Origin of the sequence: Fictibacillus sp. b24, assembly GCF_030348825.1 — a bacterium.
In the GTDB taxonomy this organism is placed as follows: domain Bacteria; phylum Bacillota; class Bacilli; order Bacillales; family Fictibacillaceae; genus Fictibacillus.
On the sequence record NZ_JAUCES010000005.1, the window covers coordinates 834,143 to 854,674 of the forward strand.

At 40.2% G+C, this 20,532-nt stretch carries 20 protein-coding genes; 14 read left to right on the forward strand and 6 right to left on the reverse strand.

The window, feature by feature from the left end; all coding sequences use genetic code 11:
* Positions 1 to 35: 35 nt before the first annotated feature.
* On the reverse strand, positions 36 to 1,151 hold the full coding sequence (locus QUF49_RS04115; RefSeq protein WP_289494474.1) for an NADH:flavin oxidoreductase: 1,116 nt from the start codon (positions 1,149 to 1,151) through the stop codon (positions 36 to 38).
* Between the two features lie 281 nt (positions 1,152 to 1,432).
* Between QUF49_RS04115 and QUF49_RS04120 the strand changes: the two genes are divergently transcribed.
* The 3 genes from QUF49_RS04120 (at position 1,433) to QUF49_RS04130 (ending at position 5,013) form a co-directional block, all read left to right on the forward strand.
* Positions 1,433 to 3,052 (forward strand): ABC-F family ATP-binding cassette domain-containing protein, encoded by a 1,620-nt coding sequence (locus QUF49_RS04120; protein WP_289494475.1) that lies wholly within the window; start codon positions 1,433 to 1,435, stop codon positions 3,050 to 3,052.
* Positions 3,053 to 3,118: 66 nt separating this feature from the next.
* Positions 3,119 to 3,442, forward strand: a complete 324-nt coding sequence (locus tag QUF49_RS04125; RefSeq protein ID WP_289494476.1) for an MGMT family protein — start codon at positions 3,119 to 3,121, stop codon at positions 3,440 to 3,442.
* A gap of 191 nt (positions 3,443 to 3,633) precedes the next feature.
* A complete protein-coding gene (locus QUF49_RS04130) occupies positions 3,634 to 5,013 on the forward strand; it encodes a DUF2254 domain-containing protein (protein WP_289494477.1) in 1,380 nt (459 codons plus the stop codon).
* A gap of 43 nt (positions 5,014 to 5,056) precedes the next feature.
* Here QUF49_RS04130 and QUF49_RS04135 read toward each other — a convergent pair whose 3' ends face one another.
* Both QUF49_RS04135 and QUF49_RS04140 read right to left on the reverse strand, forming a co-directional pair.
* A complete protein-coding gene (locus tag QUF49_RS04135; protein WP_289494478.1) occupies positions 5,057 to 5,851 on the reverse strand; it encodes a serine/threonine protein kinase in 795 nt (264 codons plus the stop codon).
* Positions 5,852 to 5,877: 26 nt separating this feature from the next.
* Positions 5,878 to 6,063, reverse strand: coding sequence for a hypothetical protein (locus QUF49_RS04140; RefSeq protein ID WP_066245589.1), 186 nt, complete (start codon positions 6,061 to 6,063; stop codon positions 5,878 to 5,880).
* A gap of 247 nt (positions 6,064 to 6,310) precedes the next feature.
* Between QUF49_RS04140 and QUF49_RS04145 the strand changes: the two genes are divergently transcribed.
* Positions 6,311 to 6,541, forward strand: a complete 231-nt coding sequence (locus tag QUF49_RS04145; protein WP_289494479.1) for a DUF2198 family protein — start codon at positions 6,311 to 6,313, stop codon at positions 6,539 to 6,541.
* Between the two features lie 16 nt (positions 6,542 to 6,557).
* Here the strand turns inward: QUF49_RS04145 and QUF49_RS04150 are convergent, their stop codons facing one another.
* Positions 6,558 to 7,430, reverse strand: coding sequence for a sulfite exporter TauE/SafE family protein (locus tag QUF49_RS04150; protein ID WP_289494480.1), 873 nt, complete (start codon positions 7,428 to 7,430; stop codon positions 6,558 to 6,560).
* Positions 7,431 to 7,683: 253 nt separating this feature from the next.
* On the opposite strand from QUF49_RS04150, the gene uvrB reads away from it, so the two are divergent.
* Complete coding sequence (gene uvrB / locus QUF49_RS04155; protein ID WP_289497578.1) at positions 7,684 to 9,660, forward strand: excinuclease ABC subunit UvrB; 1,977 nt, start codon at positions 7,684 to 7,686, stop codon at positions 9,658 to 9,660.
* Positions 9,661 to 9,666: 6 nt separating this feature from the next.
* A complete protein-coding gene (gene uvrA / locus QUF49_RS04160; RefSeq protein WP_289494481.1) occupies positions 9,667 to 12,537 on the forward strand; it encodes an excinuclease ABC subunit UvrA in 2,871 nt (956 codons plus the stop codon).
* 95 nt (positions 12,538 to 12,632) lie between these two features.
* Here the strand turns inward: uvrA and QUF49_RS04165 are convergent, their stop codons facing one another.
* Positions 12,633 to 12,836: a hypothetical protein gene (locus QUF49_RS04165; RefSeq protein ID WP_289494482.1), complete on the reverse strand. Its 204-nt coding sequence runs from the start codon at positions 12,834 to 12,836 to the stop codon at positions 12,633 to 12,635.
* Between the two features lie 105 nt (positions 12,837 to 12,941).
* A complete protein-coding gene (locus tag QUF49_RS04170; RefSeq protein WP_289494483.1) occupies positions 12,942 to 13,142 on the reverse strand; it encodes a hypothetical protein in 201 nt (66 codons plus the stop codon).
* Between the two features lie 179 nt (positions 13,143 to 13,321).
* On the opposite strand from QUF49_RS04170, the gene QUF49_RS04175 reads away from it, so the two are divergent.
* From QUF49_RS04175 to hprK, 8 genes are all read left to right on the forward strand, one after another.
* Positions 13,322 to 13,624 carry a hypothetical protein gene (locus QUF49_RS04175; RefSeq protein WP_289494484.1) on the forward strand — a complete coding sequence of 101 codons (303 nt, stop codon included), beginning with the start codon at positions 13,322 to 13,324 and terminating at the stop codon, positions 13,622 to 13,624.
* A gap of 89 nt (positions 13,625 to 13,713) precedes the next feature.
* Positions 13,714 to 14,793, forward strand: coding sequence for a DUF4097 family beta strand repeat-containing protein (locus QUF49_RS04180; RefSeq protein ID WP_289494485.1), 1,080 nt, complete (start codon positions 13,714 to 13,716; stop codon positions 14,791 to 14,793).
* A 14-nt stretch (positions 14,794 to 14,807) separates the two neighbouring features.
* Positions 14,808 to 14,996 carry a PspC domain-containing protein gene (locus QUF49_RS04185; protein ID WP_289494486.1) on the forward strand — a complete coding sequence of 63 codons (189 nt, stop codon included), beginning with the start codon at positions 14,808 to 14,810 and terminating at the stop codon, positions 14,994 to 14,996.
* Positions 14,997 to 15,368, forward strand: coding sequence for a phage holin family protein (locus QUF49_RS04190; protein ID WP_289494487.1), 372 nt, complete (start codon positions 14,997 to 14,999; stop codon positions 15,366 to 15,368).
* 309 nt (positions 15,369 to 15,677) lie between these two features.
* Positions 15,678 to 18,083 (forward strand): immune inhibitor A domain-containing protein, encoded by a 2,406-nt coding sequence (locus tag QUF49_RS04195; RefSeq protein ID WP_289494488.1) that lies wholly within the window; start codon positions 15,678 to 15,680, stop codon positions 18,081 to 18,083.
* Positions 18,084 to 18,441: 358 nt separating this feature from the next.
* Positions 18,442 to 18,948: a cytoplasmic protein gene (locus QUF49_RS04200; protein WP_289494489.1), complete on the forward strand. Its 507-nt coding sequence runs from the start codon at positions 18,442 to 18,444 to the stop codon at positions 18,946 to 18,948.
* Between the two features lie 65 nt (positions 18,949 to 19,013).
* Positions 19,014 to 19,520 (forward strand): GNAT family N-acetyltransferase, encoded by a 507-nt coding sequence (locus tag QUF49_RS04205; protein ID WP_289494490.1) that lies wholly within the window; start codon positions 19,014 to 19,016, stop codon positions 19,518 to 19,520.
* Positions 19,521 to 19,594: 74 nt separating this feature from the next.
* Positions 19,595 to 20,530, forward strand: coding sequence for an HPr(Ser) kinase/phosphatase (gene hprK / locus QUF49_RS04210; RefSeq protein WP_289494491.1), 936 nt, complete (start codon positions 19,595 to 19,597; stop codon positions 20,528 to 20,530).
* Positions 20,531 to 20,532: the final 2 nt, after the last annotated feature.

Here is a 20,532-nt window from a genome sequence, read left to right on the forward strand (position 1 = left end):
CCCTGAAACAGTGTTGATGTTTTCAGGGCTAGTGGTTATTTTTTTGATAAGATTTCTTGATGAAGTTCAGCTTCTTTTATATCAGCGATCGGCATTAGAATTTCTTGTGGTTGAAATGGTCTTAATGCTTCGTCTTTTTCAATCAATAGAGGAAGGTCTGGATTCGCAAGTGCACCTGTACCGATGCTTATCAAGTTAGCATGTTGATCATTTACGAGTTTTTCAGCTTTTTCAAATTCATGAAGGTAGCCGTTTGCGATAACAGGTTTATCATTTGAATACATTTTTGCAGCTTCAGCTAACGACTTAGTTCCTTCACCAAAAGATGGAGCAGTACCGTCTTTATCAGTTACGTGAATGTAATCAAGCTGCGTATTACCTAAAGTAGAGAAAATGAGTTCAGCATCGTTTTCTCTATTTGGCCATTTGTACAATTGATCTGATACTTTCCCTTGTGAAATTCGGATGCCTACAAGAAAATCAGGACCGGTTGCCTCTCTCACAGCTTCTATGATCTTTATAAAGAGCGTGAGAGCTTTTTCTAAAGTTGGACCATATTCATCTGTTCGCTTGTTTAAATAATCCGTTAAAAATTCATCCAATAAATAACCGTTTGCTCCGTGAATTTCGACTCCATCAAATCCCGCACGCTTTGCGTTTAGAGCGGCTGATGCAAAAGATTGTATAACATTCTGTACATCCTTCTCGTCCATGGCTTTTGGTGTTTTAAAAGGCCCTGAGCCATGATAAAAGCCTAATTGTTCTCCTTTTGGAGCGATGGCTGATGGTGCGATAGAGGTTTCCGTATAAGCGTTTCCTTGGTTTTGCCCTCCAGCATGCATCAATTGTGCAATCATTCTCGCACCATTTTCTTTTACAGCACGAACAACGGGTTTCCAAGCCTCAACATGCTCTTCTGTAGCCAAGCCAGGCTGATTAAAATAACCCTGACTATGCAATGTGTCTGTGTAGATTCCTTCAGAAATCACCATAGCGAATCCGCCGTTAGCGAATCTTTTATAATAGTGAGCCATCTTTTCATTTGCTTTGCCATCTTCATCTGCACTGACTCGTGTCATAGGAGCCACGACATATCTGTTTTTTAACTCTAATGATCCGAGTAAAAAAGGTGTTAATACGTGTTTAGCCATTGAATTTTAAAACCTCCTAAAAGTAAGTAAATAATTTTTATTTTGTAAAAGATATCATACAACAAAGAATAACTTCAAATGTATTGCTTAAAAGCTGTACCAGCCTTATTTTTTGCATTTAAGTATGAATTATTTACAGAGTGTATAAGATTGTAAGGTTAAACATGGCGGATTTATGATACAATCAGTAAGTATGCATTTTTGTATGTTACGGATTGATTATTTCTATGAAAGCTGAATGATTTCGTCAGCCAGCTTTATATAAAAGGAGAGATTTCCATATGATTACGGTAACTAACGTTGGTCTTCGCTACGGCGACCGCAAGCTGTTTGAAGACGTTAATATAAAGTTCACACCAGGAAACTGCTATGGTTTAATCGGTGCGAACGGTGCGGGTAAATCTACATTTTTAAAAATTCTATCTGGTGAGATCGAGGCGCAAACGGGTGACGTGCACATGACGCCAGGCGAACGTCTAGCTGTTTTGAAACAGAACCACTTTGAATACGAAGATCAAGAAGTGCTTCAAACGGTTATCATGGGTCACGCTCGTCTATATGAAGTGATGCAAGAAAAGAATGCGATTTATATGAAAGCTGACTTTTCTGATGCAGATGGCATGCGCGCGGCTGAACTTGAAGGCGAGTTTGCTGAGCTTAACGGTTGGGAAGCAGAGTCTGAAGCAGCAATCCTTTTAAAAGGATTGGGTATCAAGGAAGATCTTCACACGAAGAAACTTGCGGACATTACGGGATCTGAAAAAGTAAAAGTATTACTTGCTCAAGCTCTTTTCGGCAAACCTGATGTTCTATTGCTGGATGAGCCTACGAACCACTTGGACCTTCAAGCGATTCAATGGCTGGAAGATTTCTTAATTAACTTTGAGAATACAGTAATCGTCGTATCCCATGACCGTCACTTCTTAAACAAGGTGTGTACGCACATGGCTGACCTTGATTTTGGTAAAATCCAAATCTATGTTGGGAACTACGATTTCTGGTACGAGTCTTCTCAATTAGCACTTCGTATGGCACAAGATCAAAACAAGAAAAAAGAAGAGAAGATTAAAGAGTTACAAGCGTTCGTTGCACGTTTTAGTGCGAATGCATCAAAATCTAAGCAAGCCACTTCACGTAAGAAGCTATTAGATAAAATCTCTTTAGATGATATCCGACCGTCTTCTCGTAAATATCCATACGTGAACTTTGGCATCAACCGTGAGATTGGTAACGACCTTCTTCGTGTTGATGGTTTAACAAAAACGATTGATGGCGTGAAAGTACTTGATAACGTAAGCTTTATCATGAACAAGGACGACAAGATCGCTTTCGTTGGTAAAGAAGAGATCGCAATCTCTACTTTATTTAAAATTCTAATGGGTGAGATGGAAGCGGACAGCGGAACTTACAAATGGGGTGTAACAACATCTCAAGCATTCTTCCCGCGTGACAACTCTAAGTACTTCGAAGGCAGCGAGCAGACTCTTGTAGATTGGCTGCGTCAATACTCTCCTGAAGACCAAACGGAAAGCTTCCTTCGTGGATTCCTTGGCCGTATGCTCTTCTCAGGTGAAGAAGTTATGAAGAAGCCGTCCGTATTATCTGGAGGAGAGAAAGTACGCTGTATGCTTTCTAAGATGATGCTTAGCGGATCGAACGTGTTGATCATGGACGATCCTACGAACCACTTGGATCTAGAGTCGATCACAGCTTTAAACAACGGTTTAATCAGCTACAAAGGTTCATTGATGTTCACATCACATGACCATCAGTTCGTTGAAACGATCGCAAACCGTATCATCGAGATCACACCTAAAGGAATCATTGATAAGCAAATGTCTTATGATGAGTACTTGGCTAACGAAGATCTTAAAAAACAGCGTCAGCTTATGTATCAATAAAAATGTAAGGAGTGTTAAATCTGTTCGTAGATTTAGCACTCCTTTTTTTTAGAGGAGGAGAAAGGTGTGGAGCGTTTTACGGAAAATGTGATTACGATTATAAAAAGCATACCGCGTGGTAAAGTGATGTCCTATGGCCAGATTGCACGTGTGGCTGGAAATCCCCGCAGTGCCAGACAAGTCGTTCGCATTCTTCATTCGATGAGCAAAAAATACAATCTTCCGTGGCATCGTGTAGTTAACGTAAAAGGTGAGATTTCAATGGAGGACGAAGAATTTTTTATGACGCAAAAGACATTGTTAGAACAAGAAGGCATTGTGTTTAAAGGGGAAAATAAAGTTGTTATGGAAAAGTATAGATATCAACCGGTTGATGAATGGACGGTGTAGATAAACCAGGTTCAATATAATAACAAAAGTAAAACATTTTGGAGCGATGTCTTAAGGGAATCGCTCTTTCTTTTTGTGATAAAACTTTTGTGGAAGTTTTACTTTATATAATTAGGGCACAATAGGTTAGGAGCTTTTATTGATTTGTTCATGGTTTCTAACTAACAGTTGTTATTAATGAGGTGGGACATATGAGAATGAATCTGCTTGATAATTATTTAAAAAAATATACGAGGATGTCAGAGAGGGAATTATCTCATACGGTTCAATCGAACATGTGGTTTACTCCTGTACTTTACGTTCTTTTTTCTTCTTTATTAGTAACGGCTACTTTAACTTCTGATCTTAAGTATGATTTAGGCAATCAGATGAGACCGTTTTTTGCGGTCGATTATGATTTAACTCTCGCACTTGTAGGTACACTTACCGCTGCTATCTTAACGTTAACCACTTTTACGTTTAACTTGATCTTGGTGGTTTTTACGACATTTTCGATGCAGTTTTCACCGAGGATGCTAAAGAATTTTATTGCTAGTAAATCTACACAAAGAGTTTTAGGGATATTTACATCTAGTTTTGTTTATATGCTATTAAGTTTTATATTTCTGAATAAAAGAATGGCAGAATATTATTTTGCTGTTCCAGTGCTCGCGGGTTTAATAGCTGCCGTATCAATGGGGACGTTTATCTTTTTTATTAATCACGCAGTTGCCTGGCTGCAAGTAAACCAGATGACATACGATATGAAAAAAGAAGCGCTATCCATTGTGAAAAATACGTTAGAGGATGAAGTGGATCCTTATAAAGTAAACGATCTAAGCACGGTTAACAGTGAAATTTGTGAGACAAAGGGCAATACGATAACGGCTGGAAAGTCAGGCTTCATTCAACTTGTGGATTTTGTTTCTATTATGAAAGAGGCAGAAAAAGATGATATTGTCATCCAACTGGAGTATACGATTGGAAGTTATGTGTATGCTACAACACCATTCATTACGTATTGGAAAAATGGTGAAAATGAAGTAGATGAACGTAAATATCTGTCATTTATCAGCATTGGAAGAAGGCAGACAGAAGTTCAAGATATAGAATTTAGTATTAACAAGCTGGTAGAAGTCGCTATAAGGTCTCTAGGGAATTTTGATCCAAAAACCGCAACAAACGCTATCTATCAGCTTGGAGAAGTTCTTGCATCGATTTCACGCGGGTCCATATTCTCTACGTATTTAGTGGATAAAAACAACAATCTTCGCGTGGTTTTAGAAGAAAGAGATTTTAATCATTATTTATATAATGCCTTTGGTTACATAAGACACTATGCAAAAGATAATGTTATTGTTTGCACGGAAATCCTTAAAGTATTGGATTTGATGGCGAAATCTCTTAATAAGCGTGATTACAATGCCGTTTGGGAATTTGGCGTGTTTACAGCCAGCGGATTTGAAAATCTTTTCTTATTTACACTAGATGAGCAGCAATTTCACCGTGCGCTGCATAATCTTGCGATAACGACAAAACATGAAAAAGAGTTTGAAGCGTTCATGGAAAAAGAAAAACAGAATAGAGCTTAGTCCACACGAAAAAGCCCCCGAAACGGCTCGGGGGCTTTTGGTTTTAAATACTTGTTATGGCGGTTCTGACGCTAGCAACGGAGTGGAAAGGCTCATCCAGCTGCAGCATTTTACGAAGAATGGTTTTCAATGACTGTGAGATATCTAATTCCTCTTCCCAGCTTCTTTCCTTCCTAGATTGAGGTTCATAGGAAGAGTAAAGAAGAAACAGTGCAAAATGACCGAGTGCAAATAAATCACTAATAACGGATATTTCACGCATTCTTAGTTTCTCTGGATGATCATCTGGGTCTTGAATTTCTTTGTCAGTTACATAACATGCTAGCCCAAAATCAATGATATGAAGCTTTCCATCTCGCAGTATGATGTTTGGGATTCGCAGATCGCGGTGAATTATTCCTTTTTGGTGGAAGTTTTCTACAATATTTAATAGCTCCACCAGTATGTGAATCGTTTCCTTTTCACTATAGGTTTTCTGATCTCGGAAAATCAAGTCCTCAAACGTGTCACCATTGATCCATTCCATAGCGATAAAGAACCCATGTTCATTCTGAAATTCGTCTAGAAGCTTTGGAACTTGTTGGTGCAGCAATGCTTTTAGCATTTGCGACTCTCTTTGAAAAGAATGAAGACCGCTATCTGTTTTCGCTTTAGTCGTCCTGAGCTGCTTTAATACGATTGCTTCCTTTGTTTGAATATCAACTGCTAAATAAGTTATCCCGTAACTACCCATCCCAAGCACTTCTTTAATTTTGTACCGGCCATGTATCAGGAGCTCTGCCTTAAGTGGCCTGTCGTAGACCAAGCGTTGAACACCTTTCCACCATTCAGTAATCATAGTAGGTTGTTTATGAGAGAAGAGGGTCAGCTGCTAAAAAAGCTGCTTCTCTTTTTCTTCTTATAATGCTTGTGTCCGTATCCGCCATAATGTTTCTTTCCGAAGTCACTGCTGCTGTATTTCTTATATTTCTTTTTGTATTTGTAACCAGAACTGCTGTATTTTTTGTAGCTTTTATGTCCTAATAACGATTTTAGTAGCTTCATTAACATGATTAAACCATCTCCTTTGAACTTTCTTGTTTAGGATATTCGTGCCTTTTAAGCAATATCCTACTGTACGTACTTTTAAACAGAAAGTTTCATCTTGGGAAATGGGGTCTGACCCCAAACAATTTATTTCCCTCAATAATTTCCTTGTTTTTGTCTAGAGAGTTTTGTTAAATTTAGAGAGGTATATATGAACGTTTACAAAAAGCTATGTTTTTTGGATTGTTCAAGGAGAGGGGTTTTTCGTTTCATGTTGGAGTATGTTTTTGCAGCTTTGTTGCCTGTATTTTTGCAGCTGCTATTTAATAGAGTGCTGTTTACAAAATACTTGCCGTTAGGAATAACGATTATTATTTTAATTTTTGGTTTTGATGGCTTGAATCAGCCTTTACCTCTCCAAATCGTTGCTGTCATTTTCACGATCATAGGGTTTTTCCTGGGTCTCAAAATTTATAATAAACAAAAAAGAAAAGTAAGATAGAAAAAAGACGTCACCTTCACGAGGTAGACGTCTTTCTTTTTGTATGCGAGATCGTTTTTTTAAAGAAAAGAACGAGCATCGTTAACACATAAAGTGTAATTACACCAAGTCCAGCTTTATCAAAGTGTACAAGTTTAAGGATAACTGAAATTAATATTGTGATGTACAGTGCACCTAAATACTTTTGTATCTGTTCGCTTGTATAGATAGTCGTAAGCTTTGCACCAAGCTGAGTACCGACTAAAGCGCCAAGAATGAGTAAAATCCCGAGCTTATAATCTAGTTGAACGGATGAGGCATACGTCAAGAATCCAGCAGTAACAATCAAGAATACACTGACTAAACTCGTGCCTACAGCTTTTCTAGAAGGGAATTTCATTAAAGAGATGAGCATCGGTACCATTACAAATCCTCCGCCAACACCCAATGTTGTAGAAATGAACCCTCCTGTAAATCCAATAAAGATTGCTTTGATCCAAGAAAAATGAATTTCAGTGGATGCATTCGCTGTATTCTTGCGTTTTGACTGCTTATAAAGCAGGGAAAGGGCAAAGTAGGCAAGAAGCACAATATAAAACACAGGGATTACTGTATCGTCATACCCCATCTTCTCAAGCCATACCACAAGCGGATGAGCAATTTGAGTAGCGATAATTCCAACTGATCCCAAAACAGCGGCCGTTTTCCATATAATATTCTTGTATTTTAGATGCGCCGCAACCCCAGAAACACTCGTCCCGATTGAATACATGAGACTGGTACCAATTGCTGAAAGAGGCGGAATGCCGAACAAAATTAAAACGGGGGTCAGAATAAAGCCTCCCCCAATACCGAAAATGCCAGAAAAGATTCCGATGCACAAACCTAGCAGTATATAGAAAAATTCCATTTTTAAACTCCTTTTGGGGACACACCTGCTACAATTTCCCCGCAACCCTTGGTACTGCTTGCGGGAAATGGGGTCAGACCCCACACAATTTATTTCCCACAAGCGCCTATCTTTAAGTATAACACTTTGATTTCTTTCCAGAAACTTCTGCGAATATTTGTTCGTAATTATTAGGTTTTTAGCTAGGTGCTATGCTATAATTTGAGTAACCAGATTTTAGGAACGGAGGTTCGGTTTTGTGAGTCAAAGTCAGATGTTCGAAATCAAATCTAACTATCAGCCACAAGGGGATCAGCCCGCAGCGATCAAGCATCTTGTGGAAAATATTAATGCAGGGAAAAAGAGTATGACCCTGCTTGGTGCGACCGGAACAGGGAAGACGTTTACGGTTTCTAACGTTATTCAGGAAGTAAACAAACCGACTCTTGTTATTGCTCATAACAAAACTCTAGCCGGACAGCTTTATAGTGAGTTAAAAGAATTTTTCCCAAACAACGCAGTTGAATATTTTGTATCGTATTACGACTATTATCAGCCAGAAGCATATATTGCTCATTCCGATACGTACATCGAAAAAGATGCAAGCATCAACGACGAAATAGATAAACTTCGTCACTCTGCCACTTCATCGTTATTCGAAAGAAAAGACGTTATTATTGTGGCAAGTGTGTCCTGTATTTATGGTCTAGGTTCACCTGAAGAATATAAAGACATGGTGATCTCTTTAAGAGAAGGAATGGAGAAAGACCGCGATCAGCTTCTTCGAGACCTTGTCGATGTTCAATACAACCGTAACGACATTAACTTTACGCGTGGTACGTTCCGTGTCAGAGGTGATGTGGTTGAAATCTTCCCAGCCTCACGTGATGAACATTGCTTGCGTGTGGAGTTTTTTGGTGATGAGATCGACCGTATAACAGAAGTGGACGCACTAACTGGTGAAATTTTAGGCGAACGCAATCACGTTGCCATTTTCCCGGCATCCCACTTCGTTACTCGTGAAGAGAAAATGAAAGTAGCGATCAAACGCATTGAAGCGGAACTGGAAGATCGCCTGAAAGAACTGAACGAGGCTGGCAAACTATTAGAAGCGCAGCGACTCGAACAAAGAACAAGGTACGATCTTGAGATGATGGCTGAAATGGGCTTTTGTTCAGGAATTGAGAACTACTCTGTTCACCTGACGCTGAGACCATTAGGATCCACACCTTATACATTGCTTGACTACTTTCCGGACGATTCACTAATCGTGATTGATGAATCGCATGTTACACTTCCACAAATTCGTGGAATGTTTAATGGAGACCAAGCGAGAAAAGGGGTGCTTGTGGATCACGGATTCCGTCTCCCTTCAGCAAAAGACAACCGGCCATTAACGTTTGAAGAATTCGAGCGCTACACAAAGTTTCAGCATATTTATGTATCTGCAACACCAGGTCCGTATGAACTCGAACACGCTCCAGAGCCTGTTGAGCAGATTATTCGTCCTACTGGGTTATTAGATCCTACACTAGAAGTCCGTCCGATTAAAGGACAGATCGATGACTTGCTTGGCGAGATCAATGAGAGAATCGAGCAAAACGAAAGAGTTCTTGTTACAACGTTAACGAAGAAAATGTCTGAAGATCTTACCGATTACTTTGTTGAACTAGGTATTAAGGTTCGTTATCTTCATTCTGAAATCAAGACGCTCGAACGGATTCAGATCATCCGTGACCTCCGTCTCGGTGTGTTTGATGTTCTCGTTGGGATCAACTTGCTTCGAGAAGGACTTGATATCCCAGAAGTATCACTCGTCGCTATTTTAGACGCAGATAAAGAAGGATTTCTACGTTCAGAACGTTCACTCATTCAGACGATCGGACGTGCGGCGCGTAACTCGAACGGTCACGTTATTATGTATGGTGATAAAATTACAAAATCCATGCAGATTGCAATCGATGAAACGCAGCGCAGACGTCAGAAGCAGATGGAGCATAATGAAAAGCACGGTATTACGCCTACAACCATTAAAAAAGAAGTGCGTGATGTTATTCGTGCAACACAAGCTGCTGAAGAAACAGAAACGTATACAGGATCAAAAGCTCCTAAGCAAAAAATGAGCAAAAAAGATCGCGAAGCCTTTATCGAGCGTATGGAAAAAGAAATGAAAGATGCTGCAAAGAACTTGCAGTTCGAACGTGCAGCAGAGCTTCGTGACCTCATACTTGAGTTAAAAGCGGAAGGATGATTGCAGTTGGCAACCAATCAAAACATCATAGTTAAGGGTGCAAGAGCCCATAATTTAAAAAATATAGATATTACGATCCCGCGTGATAAGCTGGTTGTTCTAACTGGCTTATCTGGTTCGGGTAAGTCTTCACTTGCTTTCGATACGATCTATGCAGAAGGACAGCGCCGTTATGTTGAGTCTCTATCTGCTTATGCCCGTCAGTTCCTTGGACAGATGGATAAGCCGGATGTTGATTCCATCGAAGGTCTTTCACCTGCAATTTCGATCGACCAGAAAACAACAAGCCGTAACCCTCGTTCAACAGTTGGTACGGTTACTGAAATTTATGACTATCTTCGTCTTCTGTTCGCTCGTATCGGCCGGCCGGTATGTCCTGTTCATAACGTAGAGATTACCTCTCAAACAATTGAACAGATGGTAGACCGAATCTTAGAATACCCTGAGCGTACGAAGCTTCAAATCTTGGCACCGGTTGTATCGGGGCGAAAAGGTGAGCATGTTAAGGCGTTAGAAGATATCAAGAAACAAGGCTATGTTCGTGTTCGCATTGATGGGGAAATGCGTGAGATATCAGAAGAAATTAAGCTCGAAAAAAATAAAAAGCATTCTATTGAAATCGTGATTGACCGTATTGTTGTTAAAGAGGGAATCGCTACTCGTTTAGCCGACTCTTTAGAAGCTGCTCTTAATCTAGGCGGCGGCAGTGTTGTAGTCGATGTCATGGGTGAAGAAGAACTTTTATTCTCTCAAAATCACGCTTGTCCGCATTGCGGATTTTCAATTGGCGAACTTGAACCCCGATTGTTTTCATTCAACAGTCCGTTTGGGGCTTGTTCATCATGCGATGGATTAGGCGTTAAGCTTGAGGTGGACCCGGAGCTTGTTGTTCCTGATTGGAGCCGTTCTTTACGTGATAACGCGATTGCACCATGGGAACCGATCAGTTCTCAATATTACCCTCAGCTTTTAGAAAGCATCTGTAACCACTTTGGTATTGATATGGATGTTCCTGTTCAAGATCTTCCAAAAGATCAGATGGATAAAATTTTGAACGGCAGTAAAGAGTATCTGACGTTTCGCTATAAAAACGACTTTGGTCAAGTAAGGAAGAACGAAATTCAATTTGAAGGTGTGCTAGGTAATATTCAGCGCCGTTATCGTGAGACAAGCTCTGATTATATCCGTGAACAGATGGAAGGGTATATGGCACAAAAGCCTTGTCCAACTTGTAAGGGGCATCGTCTCAAAAAAGAAGCACTGTCTGTATTAATCAATGGCAGACATATCGGAGAAACAACGGCGCTTTCCATTACAGAAGCAAAAGAGTTCTTTGATAACCTTGAACTTACAAATAAGGAACGTGCGATTGCAAAACTGATTCTGCGTGAAATCGTGGATCGTTCTGGATTCCTGATCAATGTGGGATTAGACTATCTCACGCTGAGCCGTGCAGCTGGGACTTTATCAGGCGGTGAAGCGCAGCGTATCCGCTTAGCTACACAAGTTGGATCTCGTTTAATGGGGGTTCTTTATATTCTGGATGAGCCTTCAATCGGTCTTCACCAGCGTGATAATGATCGACTTATTCGAACGCTTGAAGAAATGCGGTCGCTCGGTAATACGCTAATTGTCGTTGAACACGATGAAGATACAATGCTTGCGGCTGACTATGTTATTGATATTGGTCCTGGGGCAGGCGCACATGGTGGTGTGATTACATCCCAAGGTACACCACAAGAGATTATGGAAGACCCAGCATCATTAACTGGACAATATTTGTCCGGGAAGAAGTTTATTCCGCTTCCGAAAAAGCGACGTAAACCCGATGGCAGATATATCGAGGTAAAAGGCGCAACAGAAAACAATTTGAAAAATGTCTCAGCCAAGATTCCTTTAGGATTATTTACTGGTGTTACCGGTGTGTCTGGGTCAGGAAAAAGTACGCTCGTAAATGAGATCCTTCATAAAGCTCTTGCGCAAAAGCTTCACCGAGCAAAAGATAAACCAGGCGCGCACAAATCGATTAAAGGTCTTGAGCATATCGACAAAGTCATCGATATCGATCAGTCCCCAATCGGGCGTACACCACGATCAAACCCTGCAACTTACACGGGGGTATTCGATGACATTCGTGATGTATTTGCATCAACGAACGAAGCAAAAGTGCGCGGTTATAAAAAAGGGCGTTTCTCTTTCAACGTGAAAGGAGGACGTTGTGAAGCGTGCCGTGGTGATGGAATTATCAAGATCGAGATGCACTTCTTACCTGATGTGTATGTTCCATGTGAAGTGTGCCACGGAAAACGTTATAACCGTGAAACATTAGAAGTGAAATATAAAGGAAAAAACATTGCAGACATTTTAGATATGACGGTAGAGGATTCAGTAGAGTTCTTCGCAAACATTCCTAAGATTAAGCGAAAGCTTCAGACGATTTTGGACGTAGGTCTTGGATATATTAAACTTGGACAATCCGCTACAACCCTTTCAGGCGGGGAAGCGCAGCGTGTGAAACTTGCTTCACAGCTTCATAAGCGCTCTACGGGTAAAACGATTTACATTCTAGACGAACCTACAACAGGGCTTCACGTCGATGATATCTCTCGTTTACTCGTTGTTCTGCAGCGACTTGTTGATAACGGTGATTCCGTTCTTGTTATTGAGCATAACCTTGACGTAATCAAGCAGTGCGATTATTTGGTCGACCTTGGACCTGAAGGCGGGGACAAGGGAGGTACAATCGTTGGAGCAGGAACGCCAGAAGAACTTGCAGAAGTCGAAGCTTCTCACACAGGCCGTTATCTAGCGCCTATTTTAAAACGTGATAAGAAGCGTATGACTAAAAAGGTAAAAGAAAAAGAAGCAGTAAAATAACGAATGAAAAGAGATCAGACCCAAAATTCCATGTGGTTTGTTCTCTTTTTTTATAAAAAAAAGCACTTCCCTCTAGCGGGAAGCACTCAACATTTTTATTTATATTTTTCCTCTGAGGAAGATGAATTCTTCGTGGACTTCTTATCCTTTTCTTCACGTTTTTCTTGTTTTAAGTCTTCCATCGGAATAGGATCGACATTTTGTTCACTTTCAAATTTATCAAATAAACTTTCTTTATCTGTTTTGTATTGTTCAGGATTGTCCATCTTTTTTTCTTGCTTCTTTTTTGTCTCAGCCATTAGACATCACTCCTGTTCGTATTTGTTTATCCATTCCTTTTTACATGGAACTTTAAACAAATTCTCCTCAAAACGACATTTTTCGTTTAAAATAAATGGGTGTCTTTATTTCCATATCTTAGAAAGAAGTTTATAGATTACATAATTGATTCCAATAACAATTAACGAGCCGAATAGGCCTGCAAGCACTCGATCTGATGTTTTTAGTTCCATAGCATCTTCTGTTATCACACCGAATATAATGCTAGAGACCATGAGAGTGGACAATACTATAAAGAGGATTCTTAGCGTTTTGATCTGTTTCAATGTTATGCTCCCTTTGGGTGTTTGTTTATGTCATTATGATACGGAATTTTAGAAGTTATGTCGAATGGCTATAGAGATAAAGGAAGTTTGTTTTATGAGGTCGAAGTAAAAAAGGCACATGCCTTTTGCTTGCATACCGTTCAGTACATCGTTTTTATCAAAGCAGGAGGTCTTGTTTCATGAAGGAAGGCTCGAAAAAAGCAATTTCAGCACTTTGTTATTTCAGTTTATTTTTTGCTCCTTTTCTATTTCCGATTGCTGTTTATTTTATAGCAGATGACTCTGAAGTAATGGAGCATGCTAAGAAATCATTTCTATCCCATCTGCTGCCAATCATTGCAGTTCCACTCGGCATTATTATTATTTTTGAAACACAATATCATCTTATCGCAATTATTATTAGTGCACTCATTTTCGGTACCCTGACATTAATTGTGATGATCTGGAATATTGTTAAAGGAATAAAGGTAATCCTATCCTAACAAACTTTAGTACAAGTAATACCGGAAAGTCTCAGTCATCTTAGAATCAGCCGACGCCGGTGACGGAATCCAAAAGGAGGCGTCAAAGTATGGAAGAACGAAAAATGATTTTAAACATGCTGAACGAAGGAAAAATCTCTGCTGAAGAAGCCGAGAAACTTTTGTATGCCCTTAATGATAAGAAAAAGATGCAGCTGAGTTCGATCGGTTCTCTCAATCTCAAAAAGAAGGCCGTCAACGGAGCTACTGCTGTAAAAATGCCGACATCCGGCTATAAAGTAGCAAAGTTTTTTGACAGAGTTGTAAAACGTATTAAGACGGTGGACTTTGATTTGAACTTCGGACCATCCGAACCTGTTCACTACGTGTTTCAAGACAGTCACGTAATGTTTCAATCGATGGACATCGAAGTATACAATGGCTCAGTCACGATTGTGCCTTGGGATCGAAAAGATGTGCAAGTAGAATGCGATGCACATGTATACAAAGTGCCAGAAGGGTCTTCTGCTAAAACAAAATTCAGAAATGAAACCTTCTATGATTGTGACGCGACCAAGATGCGTTTTTATTCAAGAAACAAACATCAAAAGGTAAACGCAGTCATCTCGATCCCGAGAGAATCATATGATGACATTAAAGTAACAACATTTAATGGACCAGTTAAAATAAGTGATTCTCATGCTAAAACGCTAACCATTAAAACGACTGTAGGAGCCATTGCGATTAACCATTGTACGGGTGAGAACGTAAAGGCGACTGCAGCTAACGGTTCGCTGACTTTAAACGATTGTCAGTTTAGAGATGTTGAAGCAGAAACAATGAATGGTCCAGTCCGACTCACTGTTGATGCGTCACAAGTTCGCTCGGAAACAATCAATGGTTCGATTTATTGCAGGTTTGCCTCTGCTGTAGAGGGGTATGCATCTTTTAAGACGGTGACGGGAAAAATAGAAACTGAATTCCCAGAAACCGTAGAGCTTGATGCCGTGTTAAAGACCATTGTAGGTGGATTTGTCTGTGACTTTGACTCAGTAGAAGTGCGAGAAGAGAAGAAAGAAGTAACACGTAAGTTTCTTTCTTTTATTGCGAATAAAGGCACAAGCTGGCCTCCATTTAAGTTGGAAGCAGAAGCAAAAACAGGCTCTGTCGTAGTGTTAAAAGCGAAATAGAGGTGACGTACATCATGAAAAAACTTAAACGTTCGAACGACGCTAAAATCTCAGGAGTATGCGGCGGTATCGCGGAATATATGGAGCTGGATCCGACAGTAGTCCGGCTTGGAACAGTTGCACTTGCTTTATTTACAGCTGTTATACCAGTTGGCTTAGCGTATTTTATCGCAATGGCCGTCATGCCTGAGGATCACGTGTAAATGAAGAGCTGGCTGGCATCCCTAATTATTAATACGATTGCGTTAATGGTGGTAGCCGGTTATTTTGAAGGCTTTCACATTGAAAATATTAGTGCCGCCTTATTGGCAAGCGTTTTATTATCACTGTTCAACGTTTTTCTAAAACCGATCTTAGTTCTTTTAACTTTGCCTGTAACTATCTTTTCACTTGGCTTATTTCTAATCGTTATCAATGCGGCATTGTTATCCTTAACAGCAGAATTAATGGGTGACTCCTTCAATATTGATGGCTTCGGTATGGCCTTAATCGCTGCCGTCATCATATCTCTGCTTAACATGTTTCTGACCAATTTCGTGTTAGAGCCTTTGAAGAAAAAACGAAAAAGAAAATAAAGAGTAAGAAGCATCTCTGGAAACAGAGGTGTTTTTTTGTGGGTAATTTTAAGGCAGGGTAGTAAAACAGGAATACCGTCTAAATGTAAAAAAGCTTAAATGATGTCACAAAAGATGCATGTATGAACAGCCGTTGAACAAACGTTTGGAGCAAAAAGGATTGCTTTTAACTTAAAAATAAGAAGAAATACCCATCATTATGTCGGCTTTTGTAGGGATATGGTCCAATTTCAAATATTAGGGGATATGGTACATTTTAGTAGCGTTAAATATCTGAATATTCATATTAGTCAATCAGGAGGGGACGTAATGGGGAAAGGGAAAAAAGTTTGGGGTAAAGCGGTACTTGCTACAAGTCTATCACTTGGACTAGCTTCATCTTCTTTATTCGCTGGTTCAGTTGATGCGAAAGTACAAACCGCTTTGGATGAAGTGGTGAAGGGGAAACACAGTCATTCGCATTCTAGTTTGGATTTAGCAATTGTGAATGAAGATAAATTACTAGAATCACTCATTAAGCGCGGGGTGATTTCAAAGGATGCTTCTGCGAAACAAAAAGAAGCAGCACTTCACAATTATTTAGAAGTAAAGGGCAAGAGTGAAGAAGCTAAAGGCCATGATCCGCTAGCTGCTAAGGCAAAAGCTTCTGCAGCTGAAAAAGAGCAGAGATTCAAGGAATTTAATAACGGTCTATTAAAGGGCGATGGAAATAAATACGGTCACCTTAAAGGAAATCCAGCGCCGGTTGAGGAGACAGCTCACACTGGTGATGTACGAAAAGATAAGGTTCTCGTACTTGCTGTAGAGTATTCTAATTTTGCACATAACAACATCAAGCCTGGTGAAACAGACAACTATTATCCAGATTATCCTCTATCACATTATGAAGATATGATTTTCGGCGACAATGGTGTTAAAGGGCCAAACGGTGAAACGCTAGTTTCCATGAAACAATTTTATGAACAGCAATCAGGCGGTACTTACTCTGTTCAAGGTGAAGCGTTTGGTTGGTTAAAGGTTCCTGGTACGGCAGCTTATTATGGTGCTGATCGCGCAACGGGAGGTCATGATAACGTAACACCTGGAGGGTCTAAACAGTTAGTTGTGGATACGTATGCAGCAGCTAAAGCAGCTGGAGTACCGCTAGAAGACTATGATTTAGAAGATCCGCATGATTTGAATGGAAATGGAAATGTTCGTGAGCCAGATGGCTTAGTAGATCACTTGATGATCATCCACGCTGGTATGGGACAAGAAGCAGGTGGCGGTTCTTTAGGAGATAACGCTATTTGGTCACATCGTTCGGCAAAGTTTTTTGACCCTGACGGTCTTGGTAAAGGCCTTCCTGGTTTCTATGACTATACGATGATGCCAGAAGATGGAGCTACAGGCGTTTTCGCTCACGAATACGGACATGACCTAGGTTATCCTGATGAGTATGACACGAAGTACTCCGGTACAGGTGAAGCGGTTGCTTATTGGTCTATCATGGCGAGTGGTTCTTGGGCTGGAAAGATTCCAGGTACAGAACCGACTGGGTTCTCTCCACTAGCTAAATCTTTCTTGCAATCTACATTAGGTGGTAACTGGACAACGCCAACAGCAGTTAATTGGGAAGATGTGTCTTCAAAAGGAACACAGTTTTTACTTGATCAAGCTAACTCACCGAATGGAAAGAATGAGCAAGCAATAAAAGTAAATCTTCCACAAAAGAAAACATTTGTAAACGCTCCTGCTTCAGGATCTTATGAATATTGGGGTGGACAAGCAGACGAAATCGATACAAATATGGTGGCTGATGTTGACTTAACAGGGAAAAACTCTGCTACTCTAACATTTGATGCATGGTATGACATTGAAGAACAATGGGATTTTGCATTTGTTCAAGTTTCTACCGATAACGGTTCTACTTGGAAGTCGCTTGGAAACGGTAATACTCGTTCAGATGTTGTAGCTGAAGGATATCCAACAATCCTAAACTCTATGCCTGGATTCACAGGTAACTCAAATGGATGGCAACCACAATCATTTGATCTTTCTGAGTATAAAGGACAAAAGATCAAGCTGCGTTTACGCTATGCTACTGACTGGGGAACTTCAAACATTGGATTCTACGCTGACAACATAAAAGTTGTAGCGGATGGAACAACTCTTTTTGAAGATAATGCAGAAGCAACAACAAGTAAATTCGACCTAAAAGGAGGATTTACTAAGTCAGACGGTTACAAGTATGGAGACCATTACTACCTATTAGAGTGGAGAAACCATAAAGGTGTAGACCTTGGTCTTAAAAATATTAAACGTGGACAGACGCTTATGAGTTACGATGGAGGCTTAGTCGTATGGTATGTTGATCCATCTTACACGGACAACTGGACAGGCGAGCACCCAGGTGAAGGTTTTGTAGGTGTTGTAGATGCGCACGTTAATACAGATCTAACTTGGAGCACTGGTGTACAAGCAAGTACTCGTTTCCATGTGGCCGATGCAGCATTTGGATTAGATAAAACTTCTGGGTTAAATATTAATTATCCAGGAGTACAAACTTTAACTTTACCAAGTCAACCTGGCGTATCACTATTTGACGACAGCAAATCATATATGAACAAATATATGCCTCACGCTGGACGCAAAATTGAAAACTATGGTCTGAAAATCCGCGTTAACGGACAAGCGAAAGACAAATCCGTTGGATCTGTAGTAATCTACAAATAATTTCTAATACCTCTCGCCAAAAAGCGGGAGGTATTTTTATATCCATATTAGTTAATATGTGGTAAAATGTATCTAATCTGTTTGAAAGAAAGGAACTTCAGTGACCTGTATGCCAACTTTTAATCTGTAATGGAAAACAACTGGATCGCTTCTCAGCCGTTAAAAAACAACGTGTTGTTTTTGACCACGGGAGAAGTCTGTCTACATCCCATTACAGAGGAAATACAGCGAACTGCAGTCCGTTGCGTTTTTTTAACGATGCGTTCTAAGTCCTCCTTGTTATAGGGGGGCTTTTTTGCGTTCTGCAAGACTTTCAAATAGAAGTTGTATTCCCTCGCTACTATTACGAGGTGAATTAATGATGCAAACTAAACAATACTCTTTATTCCTTCTTAAAATACAAGAAGCCGATACGGTAAAAAAGCAATGCAAAATGTGCGGAAAGGTGACTGTTTTTACAGATACGACGATTCGAAGACATAATGCAAACGGTAAAAACATTTATCAGTTTGCAATTTATAAGTGTCCGAAGAATCATTCGTGGAACAAAAAGCTCGATATTTATAAATCGTTTACCAATCATGTGGATCCAGCAACACTTATTCCTTCTGAGTTTAAACCGATAGCGGAAGGTGAAAAGATATCTCTTTCTCTTTCAGATCATGCATCATATGAAATTAACATTACAGGAGCTGATGGAAGCTTCCGATTAGACCGTACGCTTGCCGACCATATTGAAGGGTGGAGCCGCACAGAAATAGCTCAAAGAATTAAAAGCGGCACTATTCTTTTAAACAATTGTTTAACGAAACCGAGTCGAAAGCTAGCTGTTCATGATAAAATTTCAATAACGTTAAAAAAATAAACAACAAAACCAAGGCCGTTTGTACTCTTCAAACGGTCCTTGTTATGTAAAGGGGGCCAACTAAAATGCAAACAGAACGTCTTACTTTTAGGCGATACACAAATGATGATTTTCCGTTTTTCGCCTCGTTATGGGCTGATCCTCACGTCGTCCAATTTATCGGCAAAGGCGTAACCCGGTCGCAAGAAGAAGCACAAAAAAGTTTCCAAGAATGGCTGCTACCAGGTTATCGGGAGGGCAGAGGCTTATATCTGATCCTGCATAAGGAATCCAACATTCCGATCGGTCATGCAGGAGTGGTTCAACAAACGGTTGATGGCAAAAAAGAATACGAAATCGGCTATTGGCTCGCTACGAAATATTGGGGACACGGCTACGCATCAGAAGCTGGAGCATTTTTCAAAAATTACGCAATTAACGAACTTGGAATCACACGACTCATTTGCCTGATTCAGCGAAACAACAAAAAATCAATCTCAGTCGCTTCCAAACTAGGTATGGCCCTTCATAAAGAAACAACGTTCAATACGATACCAGTAGATGTATACGCGTGGACGAAAAGTAAGAAATGACAACATGTACTCTTTGGTTAATCTATGGGTGAAGTGATACAATAGAGTCATTGGAAAATGTCGAGGAGGACCCTATGGCGAAGGTACATATTCATGAATTAATTAAAAAATTTCAATTGGAGCTTGTTAGTGGTGAAGAAGGCATTCACCGCACGATTCGAACGAGCGATATCTCACGGCCAGGTCTTGAGATGGCTGGGTATTTTACTTTTTATCCGGGAGAGCGTCTTCAATTACTAGGTAAAACAGAATTGTCGTTTATTTCGGAGCTTGATCCTCAAACGCGTATGGAGCGGTTAACGGCGCTTTGTACGGATGAGACACCCGGAATTATCGTTTCACGCGATATTGAAGTTCCTAAAGAGCTGCTAAAAGCCTCTCACAAAAGCGGTGTGCCGATCATGCGTTCACCAGTAACGACGACACGTCTTTCTAGCCGTATCACGAATTATTTGGAGAGCCGTTTAGCCCCTACGACTGCCAAGCATGGCGTACTCGTAGATATTTACGGTATCGGTGTTTTGATTACAGGAAACTCAGGAGTTGGTAAGAGTGAAACTGCGCTTGAACTTGTAAAGCGCGGCCACAGACTCGTTGCAGATGATTCTGTCGAAATCAGACAAGAAGATGAAGATACGCTGATCGGAAGCGCGCCTGAACTCATTCAGCATCTACTCGAGATCCGTGGTCTTGGCATCATCAACGTGATGACACTTTTTGGGGCAGGAGCGATCCGCAATTACAAAAAGATCGCAATCGTTATGAATCTTGAAGCTTGGGATTCTAAAAAAGTGTATGACCGACTAGGATTGGAAGAAGAGACAACAAAGATCATTGACACAGAGATTCCGATTTTGACGATCCCTGTTCGTCCTGGACGAAACTTAGCGGTCATTATTGAAGTAGCTGCGATGAATTTCCGTTTAAAAAGAATGGGAATGAACGCTGCACAGCAATTTTCAGATCGTTTGACGGATGTAATTGAAGCTGGAGATGACGACGATCTATAGAA

Excerpts from the sequence above, each read along its gene's own strand:
- QUF49_RS04115 (WP_289494474.1), bottom strand. The coding sequence starts at position 1,151 with ATGGCTAAACACGTATTAACACCTTTTTTACTCGGATCATTAGAGTTA.
- QUF49_RS04135 (WP_289494478.1), bottom strand. The coding sequence starts at position 5,851 with ATGATTACTGAATGGTGGAAAGGTGTTCAACGCTTGGTCTACGACAGG.
- QUF49_RS04185 (WP_289494486.1), top strand. The coding sequence starts at position 14,808 with ATGAAAAAACTTAAACGTTCGAACGACGCTAAAATCTCAGGAGTATGC.
- QUF49_RS04165 (WP_289494482.1), bottom strand. The coding sequence starts at position 12,836 with ATGGCTGAGACAAAAAAGAAGCAAGAAAAAAAGATGGACAATCCTGAA.
- QUF49_RS04175 (WP_289494484.1), top strand. The coding sequence starts at position 13,322 with ATGAAGGAAGGCTCGAAAAAAGCAATTTCAGCACTTTGTTATTTCAGT.
- QUF49_RS04180 (WP_289494485.1), top strand. The coding sequence starts at position 13,714 with ATGGAAGAACGAAAAATGATTTTAAACATGCTGAACGAAGGAAAAATC.
- QUF49_RS04130 (WP_289494477.1), top strand. The coding sequence starts at position 3,634 with ATGAGAATGAATCTGCTTGATAATTATTTAAAAAAATATACGAGGATG.
- uvrB (WP_289497578.1), top strand. The coding sequence starts at position 7,684 with ATGTTCGAAATCAAATCTAACTATCAGCCACAAGGGGATCAGCCCGCA.
- QUF49_RS04190 (WP_289494487.1), top strand. The coding sequence starts at position 14,997 with ATGAAGAGCTGGCTGGCATCCCTAATTATTAATACGATTGCGTTAATG.
- QUF49_RS04195 (WP_289494488.1), top strand. The coding sequence starts at position 15,678 with ATGGGGAAAGGGAAAAAAGTTTGGGGTAAAGCGGTACTTGCTACAAGT.
- QUF49_RS04200 (WP_289494489.1), top strand. The coding sequence starts at position 18,442 with ATGATGCAAACTAAACAATACTCTTTATTCCTTCTTAAAATACAAGAA.
- hprK (WP_289494491.1), top strand. The coding sequence starts at position 19,595 with ATGGCGAAGGTACATATTCATGAATTAATTAAAAAATTTCAATTGGAG.
- QUF49_RS04145 (WP_289494479.1), top strand. The coding sequence starts at position 6,311 with ATGTTGGAGTATGTTTTTGCAGCTTTGTTGCCTGTATTTTTGCAGCTG.
- QUF49_RS04140 (WP_066245589.1), bottom strand. The coding sequence starts at position 6,063 with ATGTTAATGAAGCTACTAAAATCGTTATTAGGACATAAAAGCTACAAA.
- QUF49_RS04205 (WP_289494490.1), top strand. The coding sequence starts at position 19,014 with ATGCAAACAGAACGTCTTACTTTTAGGCGATACACAAATGATGATTTT.
- QUF49_RS04150 (WP_289494480.1), bottom strand. The coding sequence starts at position 7,430 with ATGGAATTTTTCTATATACTGCTAGGTTTGTGCATCGGAATCTTTTCT.
- QUF49_RS04120 (WP_289494475.1), top strand. The coding sequence starts at position 1,433 with ATGATTACGGTAACTAACGTTGGTCTTCGCTACGGCGACCGCAAGCTG.